Annotated in this window: 9 protein-coding genes; all 9 read right to left on the bottom strand. The window is 37.9% G+C overall.

Annotated features, from left to right (window positions below; all coding sequences use genetic code 11):
- Nucleotides 1-40 precede the first annotated feature (40 nt).
- On the bottom strand, nucleotides 41-1,288 hold the full coding sequence (locus K5G00_RS18200; protein ID WP_238767616.1) for a 6-bladed beta-propeller: 1,248 nt from the start codon (nucleotides 1,286-1,288) through the stop codon (nucleotides 41-43).
- Nucleotides 1,289-1,417: 129 nt separating this feature from the next.
- On the bottom strand, nucleotides 1,418-4,456 hold the full coding sequence (locus K5G00_RS18205; RefSeq protein WP_238767617.1) for an efflux RND transporter permease subunit: 3,039 nt from the start codon (nucleotides 4,454-4,456) through the stop codon (nucleotides 1,418-1,420).
- Between the two features lie 139 nt (nucleotides 4,457-4,595).
- Entirely contained in the window at nucleotides 4,596-5,693 is a 1,098-nt protein-coding gene (locus K5G00_RS18210; protein ID WP_238767618.1) for a 6-bladed beta-propeller, read from the bottom strand.
- A gap of 120 nt (nucleotides 5,694-5,813) precedes the next feature.
- Complete coding sequence (locus K5G00_RS18215; RefSeq protein ID WP_238767619.1) at nucleotides 5,814-6,899, bottom strand: efflux RND transporter periplasmic adaptor subunit; 1,086 nt, start codon at nucleotides 6,897-6,899, stop codon at nucleotides 5,814-5,816.
- Nucleotides 6,900-7,306: 407 nt separating this feature from the next.
- The gene (locus K5G00_RS18220; protein ID WP_238767620.1) at nucleotides 7,307-8,101 is read right to left on the bottom strand and encodes an MBL fold metallo-hydrolase; all 795 of its coding nucleotides are present in this window, start codon (nucleotides 8,099-8,101) and stop codon (nucleotides 7,307-7,309) included.
- A 44-nt stretch (nucleotides 8,102-8,145) separates the two neighbouring features.
- Complete coding sequence (locus tag K5G00_RS18225; protein WP_238767621.1) at nucleotides 8,146-9,051, bottom strand: helix-turn-helix domain-containing protein; 906 nt, start codon at nucleotides 9,049-9,051, stop codon at nucleotides 8,146-8,148.
- A gap of 139 nt (nucleotides 9,052-9,190) precedes the next feature.
- Nucleotides 9,191-12,490, bottom strand: coding sequence for a GEVED domain-containing protein (locus tag K5G00_RS18230; RefSeq protein WP_238767622.1), 3,300 nt, complete (start codon nucleotides 12,488-12,490; stop codon nucleotides 9,191-9,193).
- A gap of 156 nt (nucleotides 12,491-12,646) precedes the next feature.
- Complete coding sequence (locus K5G00_RS18235) at nucleotides 12,647-14,110, bottom strand: RagB/SusD family nutrient uptake outer membrane protein (protein ID WP_238767623.1); 1,464 nt, start codon at nucleotides 14,108-14,110, stop codon at nucleotides 12,647-12,649.
- Nucleotides 14,111-14,137: 27 nt separating this feature from the next.
- Complete coding sequence (locus K5G00_RS18240) at nucleotides 14,138-17,572, bottom strand: TonB-dependent receptor (protein ID WP_238767624.1); 3,435 nt, start codon at nucleotides 17,570-17,572, stop codon at nucleotides 14,138-14,140.
- Nucleotides 17,573-17,647 lie beyond the last annotated feature (75 nt).

A 17,647-nucleotide genomic window follows, 5' to 3' on the forward strand; every position in this document is an offset into this window, starting at 1 on the left:
TTTAGGTTGTTAAACTTTTTATTGTATTAAATAATTGTTTTTATTCTTTCAGCTTCACCAGCATCAACACCGGATTATCGTTTTCATCCAAACTGTTGGCGAGTTGTTCCAGTTCTTTTTTCTTATCTGGAAATTTTGGGGTGGTCATTTTAAATTCATCGGAAGCGACATAAATTTTAAGTTCGTAAGGCTGAATATATCCTGCCAGGTATTCTTTGCCGTTATCAGTAAAACAGGTTTCAGGACTAAAATCCATTCCGCCGTCAAAATTATTGGGGATTCCTCCTCTCTTTCTTCTTTCCCATTCGAAGGAGCTAACAGAGGTATTATGTGTGTTTTTATCGATAAAAACATAGGCAAATTTTCCTTTGAAGTTGTAGCGGCTTATTAAATATTTATTGGTTTCCCAAAAAACATGAGGAGAATAGAACTCCAAAAGTTTCTCGGGCAAATCGGGAGAAAAGGGCAAATCCTGATGTGTTACCTTGTGTTCTCCCGGAGTGATAATATAGGAAGCACGATAACTAAAATCGGGTGCTATTTGGAAAATGGTATCGTTGTAATCGACCCAATACGAAATTTTATCCTGAAAAATAAATGTCCCTGAACGTGGCCCCAGGCGTGTTTCGAATGGAGGGGTTGAATTGTTTTTACTCGAAACGATATTCCCCAAAGTATCGATAATCGACCATAAATACGGGCCACCTGCGCCACGTTTTTGAGCAGGCACAAATAATTTATTTTTATCCAAATATTCCAGTTGGGCAAATCTTTGATCCGGATTCTGAAATTTGAATTGACGAACATAATTACCCAATGTATCGAAAACAAGAACTGTATTTATTTTACCACTTATATAAATTCGGTTACCCGGTTCGTCAACCGCAAAATAATTACCGGACAAATATTCCCGGGGACCTCTTCCTACGCTTCCAATCTCAACCGGATTTTTGCCATTTTTATCGAACCTGAACAATTGAGGATGCCCGTTGCCTTCGCCACCACCGCTACTGTTATAAATTATATAAACAGCATTGGCAGTAAGCCGTAAAACCTGAACAGACCCGATTTGCAATTTATTGGATAGCGGTATATATTTTATATCGGCAGCAAAATCAGCTAAGCTTAATTCCTTGTTTTCAAATTTACGGGGATCAATTTGAAGAACCTCTCTTTTTTCTGAAGCCTTTCCTGAAAAAGCTTTTTCCTGATTCTCCTGTGGTGTTTTAACCTTTGAATTACACCCCAATAAAATAAATATTGATAAAAAGGGGATTAGATTTTTCATTATTTATTATTTAAAGTTTGGCATAGTTTCCTGAAATAATTAATGTTTTGCCATAAAAACACAAAAGCTCAATATTTCACCAAATCGTTTCTTGTTCAGCAGGTGAGCTAAAAGTCACCCGTTGAAATGTCAGCTGCGAACGACTTCTTTTTTCTTTTTCAACAAATAGTACATGAGCGGGATAAAATACAAACTCACCAATGTCCCAATCGTCATCCCGCCAATAATAGCCAGTGCGAGTGGTTTTTGGAGCTCTGCTCCCATTCCTTTTTGAAAAAGGAAAGGCAACATGGCCAGGATGGTTGTTAAACTGGTCATGATAATCGGTTTCAGGCGTCGTTTACCGGCTTCGAAAACCGCACGCAACAAAGAAAAGCCACTGTCCATCAATTTGTTTATGGTATCAATTTTAAGAATGGAATCGTTAATGATAATCCCGGTCATCACAATTATACCGATGGCTGACATGATGTTGATTCCGGCGCCAAAAGCCATCAGAAAAAGAAAGGCGCCAAACAAATCGATGGGAACCTCAAGCAAAACAATAACAGGCAAAACAAATGACTCAAACTGCGCAGCCAAAATAAAATAAAGCAACAATAAACTTACGCCAATGATTACAAGCAGTTCTTTTAACATTCCTTTATCGGCAATGATTTCGCCACCAAAACTCACGTTGAAACGGTCGTCGTTGTTTACCATGTTTTTAAATGTTGCTGTGACTTCTTTAAACTCTTTGTCTTTTATATTAAGCAGCACCGGAAAATATTCTCCGTCTTTTCCGGCCACAATCGCTTTTAATCCTGCCCCTGAACTTACTTTCACCAACCCGGATAAAGGTATTTTTTCGTCGTTTGCATTTTGAATGGTAATGTTCTGAATAATATCGTATACCGAGGCATAATTATTCCCGATACTTACGGGAACGAACATGTTATTGTCGTTGATGGTAAAGACCGTATTCACATTAAAAGCACTTTTTATTTCGCGGTACAAATCGTCATTATCCACCTGGTAATACATTAGCTTTTCGGGGTCGGTCTCCAGTAAAATCAAATTTCTGGTAATGAGCTTCGACCGCACTCTGCCCGGGAAAGCAGTTTCAGTTTTTTCCTGCAATTCAGCTAATCCGTCAATATACCCTTCTTCTCCGGGATTAAAATGAGCGAATTTAACTATCAGAGGTGCTTCCGTTTTTCCAAATGCCAGGTTAAACAGGTTATCGGTTTCTGAAAAAGAAAAATCACTTTCGGGGTAGTTATTTTCCAGATAGTTGCTAAGCTTTTCACTCAGCTGATTTAGCCTGGAAGGAGAAGTTGTTTTTATGTATAAACGGGTTTCTGAAGTACCTGCTTCTTCACCGGTATTTAATAAATACTGTTGCTTTCCGGCCTCCTCAATAACATACTCAGGCGATTCGGACAATACAGCCAGCAGTTTTGTAACACGATGGTTGTTTTCTTCCAGGGTAACAGGCTCATTCCAATCGATTTTTAAAACTGCTTCATCCTGACTCACATCGGGAAAACGGGAAACAGTCAGCGCCTTGTATAAAACAACAGCAGTTCCTATCATTCCAATCACCAAAACAAGCGTTAAAAGCTGGTGCCGCAACACAAACTTTAATCCTTTTTCATACCAACTATAATATACCGGGTAAGTGGCTTTAGGATCCACATCGGAATGTTTTTTATAAAAAATACGGTACAAAGTAGGTAAAAGAGTTATTGAAACAACAAGCGAAACTGTAAGTCCGATAGTTACTGCAATGGCCTGGTCAAAAAATAATGCACCAGACATTCCTTTCATAAAAATTAAAGGGATAAAAACGGCACAGGTAGTCAATACTGAACTTATCAGCGGGCGGATTATTTCATTTGTTCCTTCATTGCAGGCGCGGTCGAGCAGCGAATGCCGTTGCCGGTGCTGGGTAATGTTATCAATTACAATAATGGAATTATCAATCATCATCCCCACGCCAAGTACCAAACCGGAAAGCGAAATAATATTTATCGAAAGTCCGGCCAAATAAAAAAACAACAAAGCAATAATCAGTGAAACCGGGATGCTCACTCCAATCAGCCAGGGAGCACGTTTCTCGCGCAGAAAGAGGAACATGGCCAAAAATGCCAGCAATCCGCCAAACAGTAAACTTTGCCCTAAATTATTGATGGAATATTCCAACAATTTTGACTGGTCGCGGGTAACAGAAAACTCAAGGTCGGGATAATCTTCACGGAAACGTTCCACTAAAAATTCGAGTTCTTTTTTTAACTCCGCCATTTTCGCGTCCGATTGTTTTATCACCGCCATACTTACGGCATTTTGCGCTTTAAACTTAATATCGCCCTGTAAACGTTGCGGCTGCATATTTATTTCTGCAATTTCATCAAGCCGGACAACTTTTCCGTTCAGGTTGACCGGAACTTTGGAAATATCAGAAACATCGCGTAACCGGGTGTTAAAACGTATATTATACTGGTATTGCCCGTCACGAATTAGCAAGCGTCCCAAATCAATGTTATTTTCCTGTAAGGCTTGCTCAAGAGCAGCGACCGAAAAAGCCCCACTTTGCAAATAAGCGTTGTTGGGAAAGATTTTTATTTCAGGGTATTGCAGCCCGCTCATATCAACCAAGGCCACTTCAGGCAACTGTTCCAGGCGTTTCCGAATAACCTGGCTGGCGAAATTACTCAGTTGTAAAAATTCTTTTGTATTGCCGCTCTCCAGCTCTTTTTTACGATTTACCATCAGGTAGAAAACAGGAATATCGGAAGCACTGGCCCGAATAACTTCAGGTCGCCGGATGTCGTCGGGAAAGGAATTCATCGCTTTATCCACCTTTTCATTTACTTCAACCGATGCCAAATCAATCGGAGTTCCGTGACGAAAACGAAGTTCGACCCAGGCAGCGCCATCACGGGTTTCACTTCTCATTTCTTCCACATGATTTACCTCTTTTAACAGGCTTCTTAATGTTTTTACCACAGTATTTTCCAACTGCCGCGCCGGCATTTCCGAGGAGGAAACACGAATCGAAACAACGGGAATATCGATGTCGGGCATAAGCGAAACGGGAAGGCTTGTAGTTGTTGCAATTCCAATTAACAGCAATGCCAGGAAAGCCATGGTAACTGCAATAGGTCGGTGGATGAGAAATTTAACCATTTTGTTGGTATTGATTTAGTTTTTTTGGCTTATATGTTTATGAATATCCGTATTGTATCATATCTTTTTATGTTCGCAGTACCAAAATGATTTCAGGACAACGTCGGTTTTAAAATGCCTGACCAACATTCAACTATTTTTATTTTAGCTTGCAAACCAATATTACCGGATTATCACTTTGAAGGGCTTTTTCCTTCTGCTCATCAAATTCATGTCGTTTTTTGTTTTTTATGGTGTGCCCGGAAATCTGGTACGATGTAAGCGGAATATATAATTCATCTTTATCAGAAAGATAGTAGGGATCATCCCACACTCCTCCATCAATATCGTTTATAAATTCCTTCACATAAGAAATTTGCCAATCCGACTTTCGAATGATAATGTTCGACGGATAAGATCCTAAACTGTAATCTATAAAAATGAAATTGTCGTTTTCCAAATAAGTTCTAACCTTCCAGTGCTGGTTATTTCTGATATATTTTATCCTCTCATATTCCGACATTGACTCGGCCTTTTTTAAAATCTCGATATACGTTGGATAAGGTTTCCCGTCAAAAACATATTGGGGTAAAAGTTTTTGGTTTGAAAAAACATAAATTGTATCATTAATCGGCGAAAACAAATGAAAATTGTCTTTTCCCAGTTCTGTAACCGAAGGATTCCCTTCATTTTCAAATTCTGCTTTCAAAGGACGAAAAACATTTTCCTTTTTGCCCTCCATGCTATACTCGGTTATATAGCCGGGGGCATTTGTTTCATGAAACAGATAAAATTTACTTTTGGAATAAAAAAAGCGGCTACCGGGTTCATTTACATTAAAAATCTTCCGCTGAAATTCTCCGTTTTTTGAAAAGACTTTAATACCAACTTCATCCCAAACAGCGAAATCGTTATTATAACTTATAATGTCACGTAGATTTTGAATTCTATTTTTTCCAATTTGATTCAAAAATTCACCTCGTTTGGAAAACCTCAACAGACTTGTTTCTCCTCCGTAACGTTGTTTTACAATAATCTCGTTATCCAGAAGTTTAACATTCTGAATCCGGCCGGGCTGTACCTCCCCCTGATACTTTAATTCGATATAATCAATGTCCGACGCAAAACTTGAAACCGGCTGAACGTCTTTTGTTTCCTTCAAAACTATTTTCCTGATATCACCGGTATTTGGGTCGCCGGTTGAACACGAAATATGAATTACAAATAGTATTATTAAAATCTTTACTTTATTTTTCATCTAATCAATTTTACAAAACATTACAATCGGATTGTTTCTTTCATCAAAATCTTTCACTGCAATATTCAATCCAAATTTATTTGAGTCTGCCCGTCAATGTCCTGAAAACAATCATAAAAGTCATTCCATTTCCACTTCCGATTCGTGTGCCAGGTTCAGGTTATTTGAAACAATCACGGTGTCACCTGGTTCAAGTGTTGCTCCCTCAGCTGCTTCAACGGAATATTGGCTTTCGTTTTCGTCGAGCACATTTATATATGTCCAGTAAGCAATTCCGCCGGTGTAACGGAAAAGTACTTCGCGGTTCTGCCGCAAAACTACTGCCTGCTTTGGAACTACCAGTTGATCTGGAATAGCTTTCTTAATGCTAACTTTTACATTCATTCCTTCAAGGTAACCTCCCGGGTTATTTACTTCTGCTTTTATCCACACCAGCCCGTTGTCATCAATACGCGGATTGATTTCAGTAATTTCTCCTTTTGTTGATTTTGCTCCGGCAACAGGAATTACGGTAACCTGCTGGCCAACCTGAACTTCGCCAAATTCAGTTTCAAGCAACGGAAATTCGATAGTAAATTGTTTGTCGCTAATTAACGTGCAAAACGGCTCCGACTGATTTACTTTTTCATATGGTTTTTGTTTCACCCCTTCTACTTTCCCGGAAAAGGGAGCTTTTAGAGTTGCATTTTTCAACACCCGTTCAGCTTCTTCAAAATCCAATACTGCCTGGTTATACCCCGACCTGATATTGGCAATTCGCAAATGATCCTGCGGAACATCTTTTTCCTCTATATCTTTATATCCCATACTTAGCAAATCATCCATTTTTTCAATCTCCGCACTTTCCAGGCCCACTTTTGCCTTTTCAAATGAAAATCTATAATCATCGTTTTGAAGTGTTGCCAGAGTTGCTCCCCGCTGAATTGTTTGTCCGTTTTTTACAGGAATCGTTTCAATGATCCCCTGATTCTCGAAATACAATTCTGCTTTTTGTATGGCGGCAAGCTTTCCGTTGCTTACAATTTCGCGTGTGAAATTTTCACGTTGAATAACTGTGGTTTCCACGAGGTTCTTCTCCTCCGGAAGTGCGTCGTGTTCAGATTGTGTTTCATCCGGTGTGCTATTTTTACAGGAAAAAACAAAGGTGCTTATAACTATCGAAATAAAAATACTTAGAGTAAAAGTTTGCGTTAGAGCAGGTTTCATTTTTTTCATGGATAGAGAACTAATATTTTAGTTCGAAAGATAACAAAAATTATGCCTGTAATTTTTGTTATTTGTTGAGTTTTTTAGCGTTTAATCTGATTATTGTAAAATGTTTTTTTTAACGCTTTGCCTGACATTGGTTTGATTTCTCCTATGGATTACAGGATGACTATACGAAAACCCCATAATAAGCCACTGGGAATTATCTGAATAATAATCCATTGCTTACCTCTTATTTTAAAAAAAAAACTTATGTTGACAGAAGTTAGCTGTGAATATCGGGGTAGCGCCGATCCGTAAAATTTAAAACAGATTCAGGTTATTTCAACACGCAAGGCTTTATTTTTGCTGTTTTAGTCATTAAAGTTTGATACTCAGTTAACACATCGTCACCATCTGAAATGGTACTAATGCGAGCAAAATTTTATGATTTCTCCGTCTTCGGGCACATGATATCTATTGCCACATACATCGTTATTCTTCAGAAACTGCCTCAGTTCTTTACGAGAAACCGTTTCGTGATCCAACGCTCCGATGTGAACAGTTACAACAGTTGTATCTTTTTTATGATTTAGCAACTGCAGAACCTGTTTTTCATCCATAATAACCTTATGAGTATGATCCAGCGAAATATATTCTTTAAATGGATGGTTTTCAGGCAAAAAAACATTTCCTCCGGCATTACAAATAACGACGTTGGGAGAAAACTTGTCCACTGTTCTTTTTACTTTATCGCACCAAATTGTATCTCCGGTAATGTACAAAACTTCGTTTTTTGAATCTTCTAAAACGTATCCTGAAACATCGCCCATTACTTTTAGTATCTCTCCTTCACCATGCTGTGCATCGACTCTTGAGATCCTGACATTATCCAAAACTCTTTCGTGTTGAATTTCAATTGCTTCAAATCCAAACGTTTTAATTTTTTCAGAGTCGGCTTTTTGAATAACAAATGGCACCGATTTTGGTATCTCTTCCTGTGCTTTCTCGTCAAAATGATCCGGATGTAAATGTGTAATCATCACATAATCCACATCTTCCAGTATTTCAGGAATGGAAATGGGAAGCGGAACAGTTGGGTTTTCCGCCTTGCCTGCAAAAGGGGGCAGACTTCTCTCATTCGCAAAAAAAGGATCAACCAACCACACTTTCCCACCGAAATAAATCTTTACCGTTGCATTTCTTACTAACTGAATTTTCATAATTACATTTTTTACGAATGTACGTTCAGTTAATGGTTCCGGGACTATTGAAAATTGCGATTTTCCTTTCTGTATTCCCGGGGGGTCTGTTTCAATTCCTTTTTTAAAACAGGATACAAAGCTGTGGGCTCCTGAAATCCAACAGCATAAGCAACCTCATCGATTGACATGTCGGTTTTCTGAATGAGATACTTTGCTTTCTCAATTCTTATTCCTTTTAAATATTGATAGGGAGATACTCCATATACATTTTTAAATATTCGTAAAAAATGGAAATGAGACATCGAAACCAATGCTGAAAGAGACGCAACAGAAAGCTGAGCGTCATTGTAGTTGCTAAAAAGATAATCTTTGGCAACGGCCATTCTTCCGGCCAACTCTTCCTTTGTTGATTTTTTTGCAACCGGAATATTTAAACGTCTCCCCTTTTCCCCGACGTCTAAAATCAGACAATGTTGGAATAACTCAATCATAAATGTTTCCTCCTCTTCTTCCTCGTATGACTGAATTAAACGATTAAAATCAAAATTTCGGTAATGCAGCTGATTGTTAAAGCTAAAGCCTGTTTCTTGTTTGAAGGGATTGTCCAACAACTCCTTATTTGAACTTAAAAATGCATATTTTGCTTTTGTGTAGAAATTATAACTCAAATGAATATTAAAAGTTTCTGTCTTTTCCTCTGAATCAATTTCATAATGAAAAGATTCGAAGGGACTGCTCAGATAAAAAGTTTGTTCACAAATTTTAAGGTTTCTTTTATTTGTTCGCAGATTTACCGTGCCTTTTGTATTGGCAAAAATTGTAAATGAACTTTCAAAAACAGATTTTTGATATTTTTTCTTTGAAGCAGTTACAACAACATTAGGCCACTCAATTTCGCACGACTGATGCGAAACAACATTCCGAAATTTTTCAATCAACTTTTGCTCTGGAAACTGAAATACATTCATGTCTTTGCTTTACATCTAAAGTCTTTTCTTTTCAACAAATGAATGCGATTGCTGGTTTAACAGAATTGATTTGGGGTAAGATTATACGCTAAACGGCAAGTCATTTTATTCTGTCACCCTTTCCTTATAATAATTTCAACTAATTTACCACAAACTTACTATAAACTGACTTGTCGCTATAGTTAACCCGAATGAAATATAATCCAGCCTTAAATGATGACGTTTCTATTTTTGTTCTTCTCTGTATACCAAGTTCTTCGGAAAACATAAGTTGTCCTTCCACATTAAAAATCTGAAGAATGACATCTTTCTCTCCGATTTCTAAAAGTTCAATATTAAGCACAGATTTCGCAGGATTTGGATAAACTTTAAGCTTTTGAGCAGCCAGTGTTTTAGCATTACTTGAAGTAACCTTTTCTATATTAATTGTGTAATCTTCAACCTCTCCAAAAATTGAATTACAAGGTACTACACTGTTATCATAAACAGCTCGCACCCGCATCCTTGTACTTCCCATCATGGAGTTTTCAGGTACTGTAAAATTTCCCTGATAAAGATGCTCTCCGCTACTAAAAACTGGAAGATCGATAAATTCATTGGCCTCAAAAACGGCATTTTGGTTATAATCTATCCAGGCACCACATTTGTCTAAATCAAAATGATAATTCAATGTTACTGCTATTGTATATTCCTCACCTACCCGTAAATCTGTTGAATGATTGGTAAAGTCGGAGTAACCGGTTTGTTCTGAAGTATTATCTATTGTATTTAGTTTGACATTACTAATCCAATCCGCTCCTGTTCCATCAGCACCTACTGCATTACAATATTGAAGTATATTTTTTTCAATTAAAACGGAGTAATCTTCTACTTCTCCTTTAATATCATTACCGCATGGTGTTGGTTCTTCATTTTCATTTTGTAAACGCAAACGCATGGTGTAAAATCCGGGAGTTACATCTTCAGGAATTAAAAAAGATGCAGAAGTTCTGTGTTCTTCATTAAAACTGCCAAAAGTCAACAATTCGCTGGATTCAAATTCCTTGTTGTTGTTGCTATCAATCCAAGCAAAGCATTTATCATTTGAGTTGTGTTGATTAAGAGTAATCTGCATTGTATAATCTTCACCAATCCTAAGTTTGGCATAAACATTTGTAAAGTCTGAATAAGACTCCTTATCTGAATTCTGGTCAATTGTTTCCAGTTTAACATTTTTGATCCAATTGCCGGGTGTTTGATTGCTACCGGCTGCTGTACAATATGTGGGGGCATTTTTTGTAGAATTTTTCCAGATTCCCCGACCTAAACTAGCGGCAAAAATCTGATCAGAGGGATAATGTATTTCTAAGTCGTTTACTCCAACCATTGGAAAACCTTCAGAGTAAAGTTCCCAGTTATCCATGGTATTATCGATATAATAAATTCCAATATCCATTCCCAGGTACAGGGCATCTGTTTCTGAGTCATCAAATACCAAACACCTCGCTTCAATATTGGGCAATTGTTTTGAGTAATTCTCCCATGTTACTCCGCCATTTTTTGACAGATAGACTTTCTCTCCGTTATTAAAAGCTCCCAACGAAACTGCTACTTTTAACGGATCTGACGGATGCACTGCAATTCGGGTAATCCATTGATTAGGCAAACCTGTTGTTATTTCTGTCCAATTTGCACCATCATCAGAGGTGCGCCATAACCTTGCTCCTTTTGAAGCATAAATATAATTTGGATCAGATTCTCCGAGTGCCAGATTAGTAACATTGCCTATACCAAAAGCACCAATTGCTGTCCAGCTTTGCATGCCATCAGTAGTTTTGTGCACCTTGTTATTGCCAAAATACATCACCGAAGGATTTGTTGGATGCATAACCAGCGGCGATACCCAATCTCCTTCTCCGGGCTGTGTTACAGAATGACCGGTAGAGTGTAATTCTCCATTCTGTATGGCAAAATATTTATTGTTAGGGTTGTCGCAGTCGATAAGGCACTCCATGCCGTCGGCGCCGTAAATACCGTCCCAAAGTTGGCCATCCCATAGATAAATTCCATTATCCTGTGAACCATTCATATGTAAATTTGAGTTTGTCTTACTTACTGTTAAACGGTATGGTTCGAGAGCTACCATTGTATTATACAAATTTATCCAGCTATTACCTTCGTCAGTACTGTATGAAACTCCTCCATCAGTGCAGACATATAACTTGTTACCGGCATAAACAAAATCGTGAATATCACAATGTATATAATGATTGTTTGGATAGGTCCAATCTGATGTTTTCACCCATGAATAGCCGCCATCCAATGACTTGTGTGTTTCGAATTCTCCGGTATGAATCAGTTTTTCATCAACGGGACTTATAATAAAAGTTCCGTGATGCCACATTTCTCCTTTCGTATATTTATGGTCACCGATATAGGTAAAACTTTGTCCCTTATTTGTCGACTTATAAATACCTTTTCTACCAGTCATCAGATAAACCACATTGGGAGCTGCTGCTGTTAAACCGATAAAAACCCGTCCTCCCAAATCAACGTTAACCTTTACAAAAGAGTCTCCTCCGTTTGTGGAACGAAAAAATCCGCCAACCTGGCTGGCATACACAATCTGTGATTCATCTGCTTTATAGAATATATCATCAAAATCACCCGCTTGATTCAAAATCCAGTTCGCTCCGCCGTCAATAGATTTATAAATGCCTCTTGAGCAGGAAAAAAGTAATGTATTATTGTCGGTTGGGTGCATGATCAGCTTACGGCCTTTTACACCTTCGGTGTATGCAAAACGTAATCCGGACATATTCCAGCTTTCTCCCCCGTCATTTGAAATATAAATACCTGTGCAGTTGGTTGAGTTATTGTCGCCATCGCCGGTTGCCCAGTAGATTTTATCTGTATTAACCGGATCAATAACAATACCGCAAACTCCTCTGCTTCCTATAGTATCGGTTTTTGATACCCAGTTTAGTCCTCCATCCACAGACTTCCACACGCCGTTTGTTGGACCACCGATATAAAGTATATTTTCATGTTCCGGATCAACAGCAATTCGGTCGATTCTGCCCAGACCGGGAGAATAGTGACCATTATTTGTGTTGATATTATCAGGACCAAGGCTTTTCCAAACATTTATATCAGCACTTTTGGTGTATGTTCTGTTTTTAAATTGGTCAAATTCTTTTTTTGACATATCAACACCCTGGAAATTAATATTTCCGAGAGGATAAGCTTTGCTCCAATTTTCATGCTCCCACCTTTTGTATTGTTTATAACCAGTACCCTTTCCGGTGCCAACCTTCGAAAAGTATTCATTTGCAGCCTTCTGAATCTCAAAAATACTGGACTTTTGATCATTTATCATCTTGAGGTATTGCTGCCCTTTTACCTGAGAAAACAAACACACAACGCAAAAAATAGAGAATATGATTGAATGAATTTTCATTATTTTACTTAAATGACAATTATAAAAGAATCCTGAGTTTGAGTATAATCAAATATTTCATCAAACTCAGGATTTATACTGTTAAAAGCAGGATTTCGGCATAAAACCTTATTTTCATCAATTCCTGCCATTCCAGCCCTCACTCTTAAATTTTTATTACGGCATATATACTCCGTCAAATGGTGTTTGGTCGCCACCTGGCCATATGTCATCAACCATGGCATCGTTACTAATAATTTCGCTAAACGGTACCTGATAAACAAATCTCCATGAGCGGGCAGGGAAAGTTATGTTTCCACCGTAGTTAATATGATTACCGGTGCGTAAAAGAGGTTTTTGGTTCCGAATTATTTCAAACCAATCAAAACCTTCGCCATAAAGCTCTTTTCTTCTTTCTACTAAAAGTGCCTCAATCAGATCATTTCCTGTTTCGTCCGATTTATTTGCACCACGCATTTCCTGAAGTTCCCATAACAAAGCTTTACCTTCATTTTCCCTATCCATATGCATTAGTGCTTCTGCTTCAATAAAGAGCATTTCTTCTGCTCGCATAAATACAATATTTCCCAATAAATCATCAGTATCTCTAAACTTCATAGAAGTATAAATCTGATCCCAAACATAATCAAACTGCGAAGCCCTTACATCTTCAGCATCGAACATATTTACAAAATCTGTTGCAAGGAAAAAACACTGAAACGTAAAGCCATCCCGTGTCCAGTTTGCCCACATTGCAAAAGGAGAATAATCGCCCATATTTTGGTCCTTGGTTGGAGCAACACCCCACATCCATGAAGCCGTATTTACATTATTAAAACCAGCAAGATAATCGTCGTTTGAAGTAAGTGGAAAACCGGCTCGTGCTTTTCCTGCATATTCTGCTGCTTTTTCCCAGTTGTTCATTGTTAAATATACTTCAGCTAAAAAGCCCTGACATACATTGGCATTTATTCTGTTTTTTCTGCTGCCACGATCGTAACCTTCCAGCAAGGACTCTGCCATGGTTAAATCATCCAAAATTTGTTGATACGTTTGCTCAACAGTTCCGCGTGGTTTTCCCTCCGTTTTATCAGAAGTTGGCTCTGTATACAGAGGTACTCCGGGCATATCCTGAGCGATAATATAGGTGTGCTGGAACAATCTGATTAGCTGAAAGTATGCCCAACCACGCAGCGCATATGCCTGTCCCATTACGTGATTTTTTTCGGCTTCATCTCCTAAACTTTCAGGCGTATAAGCAATTACACTATTTGTATTGTTTATTAATCTGTAGTAAAAATTCCAAAGAGAACTCGATTTAAAAATGTCGCCACGGGTATGTCCCCACATGGAGTAATCATATGAATACCAACCACCCCATACAATTATGTCTTCGCCACAAACAGTTTGAAACATTTGATGGCTTGGATAGCCCCAATCATCTGATCTCTCAGCACCTCCATTTCCTGATTCCATTTGATAGTAGCAACCGTTTAAAGCAGCTTGCGCCCCTTGCACAGTATTAAAAACCGATATATCAGAAACAGAAGATGATGGATTCGTTTCCAAATAGTCTTCACACGAGGTAGTACCCAACACTATTAACGCCACTATAGTTAGTGCTTTTATATAGTTTTTCATCGTCATAACATTTTAAAATTTCTAATTCTATAAACTTAATTGTAAACCAACTGAAACTGATTTTACAGTCGGAAATCTGTTGTCTGTTGTTCCACTCAGACTCTGTTCCGGGTCTGTTCCCCGTTTTGCTGCTTTCCCCCAGGTTACCAGATTGTCTCCTTTTACGAATAATCGCAATGAGCTAATATCAATTTTGCTCAAAATATTCTGAGGTAATGTATATCCCAATGTTATGTTTCTAAGACGAACAAAGCTATTATTGTAAATATATTTTGAAGAATAGCTTGACAACGAATTTGAAAATGCTTGCGATAAACGAGTGACTGAACTGGTATTGTTTTCCGGAGTCCATGCATCCAAAACATCCTCGTGAAATGAGAAGCCTGTTCTGTATCCCATCATTTGAGAATAATCTGAATCGTACAATTTGCCACCTAGACTATAGTAAAACATCACAGACAAATCAAGACCTTTGTATTTAAAGTTATTCGTGTAACCACCAAAAACATCGGGTAAGGCGTCACCCAAATATTTCTTTTGCTTGTCGCTACTTACATCTGTCTGATTTTCTGTTAGTACTCTGTCTGCTATTACTTCTTCACCACCCACTGTCTCGTATATGTTCATCCACCATTGGTCGTTACCATTTTCAGGATTAATACCGGCATATTCTGCTCCCCAAAAATTATAACGTGATTCTCCTTCACGCCATTTAAAAACACCCGAATTCATTTCCTCTTGGGGCAGTTTCGTAATTTCATTTTTGTAATGAGTGGCGTTAATATCCATTGACCATGAAAAATCGTTTTGTTCTATTATTCTCCACGATAAATCAAATTCTACACCTTTGTTCTCAACATCGCCAATATTTTTATCAATTCCACTAAATCCTGTTGACGGAGCCATGGGTTCAGTAAAAAGCAAATCTTTTGATTGACGTTTAAAGTATTCCAGAGACCCTGTTAAACGATTCAATACAGTAAATTCCAGCCCGACGTTAAATTGAAGGTTGGTTTCCCATTTCAAACCTTCATTTGGTAATCTGGAAATCATCAAACCAGGTAAACCATAATCGTTGTAACCGGTTCCGTATAATCCCTGATAAGCATACATTGTTGATAAATTGTCGTTACCAACAGCGCCATAACTTGCTTTTACCTTCAGATTATCTAACCAGTCGTATTGTTTAAAAAAATCTTCTTCTGAGGCTCTCCAGGAAGCTCCCAGTGACCAAAAAGTGCCAAACCGTGATGCATCGCTAAATCGTGAAGTTCCGTCGCGACGTAAACTTCCTGAAAAATAATATTTGTTTTTGTAATCGTATTCAGCTCGTGAGAACCAACTCAACAAACGGTAATTATCTTCGTATGAATCAGATCCGGTCATTGTAGCTGCCGATGCCAGTTCATATAGGCCGCCAAAAGGTAAATCTTCTCTGGCTGCATACAAATAATTACGTTTAAACTTATAAGCCTCTTGTCCTAATAAAATGCTAAACGTGTGGTCATTTATTTTTTTATCGTAGGTAAGCAAATTAGTAATGGTACTAGTGGTTGCTCTTGTGGTTGATTTGGAAACCTCTCCCCGGCCTATCATAAAACCATAATCAGGAGTAGTATATCCATGATAAGAAGTTAAGTAATAATCCAGACTAAATGTTGATCTGAATTTTAATTCTGGTGTAAAGGTAATTTCAGCATAGTTTCTGGTAGAGATATTATCCACCAATGTTTCGTATTTGTTATAGGCTGCGTCTGCCAACGGATTCCAACCAATCCATCCTTGCCGGTTATCCCCATAATCATATATTTTTTTCCCGTTATCATCTGTTTTATATGCATTTGCATCATAATCATATTCATACACCGGATAAATAGAAGGAACAGTGCGTAAAAACCAAACAGTACTTGAACCGGCCGGACTATCCGACAAGCTATGTGAAAAGGACGTATTCGTTCCCATTTCCAACCATGTTTTCACTTTTGCAGTTACATTTGAACGAGCGGAAATTCGGTTAAACTTTTGTGTTGTAAAAATACCTTTATCGTCAAGGTATGAAGCAGAAAAATAATACGCTGTTTTGTTTGTTTTTCCACTAAAATCAATCGTATATTCCTGACTTGGTCTTGACTTTAGCAACTCATCATTCCAATTTCCCTCGAAAAGAAGATTTGCATTTGGATCAAGTTTTCCATCAGTTCCAACCGGTTTACTAATACTAAATGGATTAATTTTAATTTCATTACTCAGGTTATCGGTTGCATAAAGAGCTGCATCTGCTTCGCTTGAGCCATTATCTAATGCACCAAAATACATTGCTTCCCATGTTGTTTCAACAAATTCCTGAGGAGATAATCTGCGTGGCAGGTCAACTGCTAATTTCGAAAAACTAAATGTTGAACTTACATTAATTTTTCCTTCATCTGATTTTCCCTTTTTTGTAGTAATAATAATTACACCATTTGCAGCTCTGGAACCGTAAAGAGCACTTGCGGAAGCATCTTTCAATACTGTAATCGATTCAATATCTGACTGAGAAATGGCATTTATATAACCTCCGTAAGGAACTCCATCGACTACATAAAGTGGCGCGTTGGATGCATTCATAGATCCAATACCACGAATGACAACCGTTGGATTTGAGCCCGGTTGCCCATTGTTATTTATGACCTGAACACCACTACTCATCCCCTGTAAAGCCTGTATCGGATTTGATGTTTTTATTTTTTTCATTTTTTCTTCCGATACCAACGATGCAGAGCCTACAAACGATGATTTTTTTGATGTACCGTAAGCAACAACAACAACTTCATCAACTCCAATAATCTCATCTTCCAAAACAATACTGTAAATCTGTTGCCCGGTAATTTCAACCTCCTTCGTTTGTAAGCCAATAAACGACACCACAATAAATTCGGCGCCATCGGGTACCTTCAAAGCAAATTTACCATCAGTACTGGTTACTGTACCCTGTTGCGTGCCTTTTATAGAAACACTGGCCCCCGGAATCAATTCGCCCAAACGATTTGTTACAGTACCATAAATCTCACGCTCCTGATCTTTGGCTTGTATAGATGTGGGAAGGTTACTATCTTTCTTTCGCGTTACAATAATTTGTTTATCCCTTATCTCGTAATCAAGCTTTTCGCCTTTGAATAATTCAAAAAGAATCTTTTCAATAGATGCGTCTTTTAAATCAAAACTGACTTTTCGGTCTTCGTTTACTATTTCTTTTCGGTACAAAAAATAGAACTCACTGATTTTCTCAATGTGTTTGATTACTTCTCCCACAGTAGCTTTTTCATAGCTCACACTTAACTTTGCTGAGCCCTGATAATCAACATCATTCGCCCATAAGCGAATTCCACTTGCAAGTAGGATCAGAATTGTCATCGGAGAAATAAGAAAAATACTTCTTAAACAGTCGTGATCCCACAACCACGATTTTTGTGTTAATTTCATAGAAATTGTTTTTTTGTGCTGTTTTTTAAGTTAAGCTGATTAGGTGCAATAATCTTTATTAAACAACACCGGATT

Origin of the sequence: Maribellus maritimus (genome assembly GCF_022267315.1) — a bacterium.
GTDB classification, from domain to species: domain Bacteria; phylum Bacteroidota; class Bacteroidia; order Bacteroidales; family Prolixibacteraceae; genus Draconibacterium; species Draconibacterium maritimum.

Bases quoted from the DNA above. Each gene is read 5' to 3' on its own strand.
- K5G00_RS18215 (WP_238767619.1), bottom strand. From the start codon at position 6,899: ATGAAACCTGCTCTAACGCAAACTTTTACTCTAAGTATTTTTATTTCG.
- K5G00_RS18240 (WP_238767624.1), bottom strand. From the start codon at position 17,572: ATGAAATTAACACAAAAATCGTGGTTGTGGGATCACGACTGTTTAAGA.
- K5G00_RS18200 (WP_238767616.1), bottom strand. From the start codon at position 1,288: ATGAAAAATCTAATCCCCTTTTTATCAATATTTATTTTATTGGGGTGT.
- K5G00_RS18230 (WP_238767622.1), bottom strand. From the start codon at position 12,490: ATGAAAATTCATTCAATCATATTCTCTATTTTTTGCGTTGTGTGTTTG.
- K5G00_RS18220 (WP_238767620.1), bottom strand. From the start codon at position 8,101: ATGAAAATTCAGTTAGTAAGAAATGCAACGGTAAAGATTTATTTCGGT.
- K5G00_RS18205 (WP_238767617.1), bottom strand. From the start codon at position 4,456: ATGGTTAAATTTCTCATCCACCGACCTATTGCAGTTACCATGGCTTTC.
- K5G00_RS18210 (WP_238767618.1), bottom strand. From the start codon at position 5,693: ATGAAAAATAAAGTAAAGATTTTAATAATACTATTTGTAATTCATATT.
- K5G00_RS18225 (WP_238767621.1), bottom strand. From the start codon at position 9,051: ATGAATGTATTTCAGTTTCCAGAGCAAAAGTTGATTGAAAAATTTCGG.
- K5G00_RS18235 (WP_238767623.1), bottom strand. From the start codon at position 14,110: ATGAAAAACTATATAAAAGCACTAACTATAGTGGCGTTAATAGTGTTG.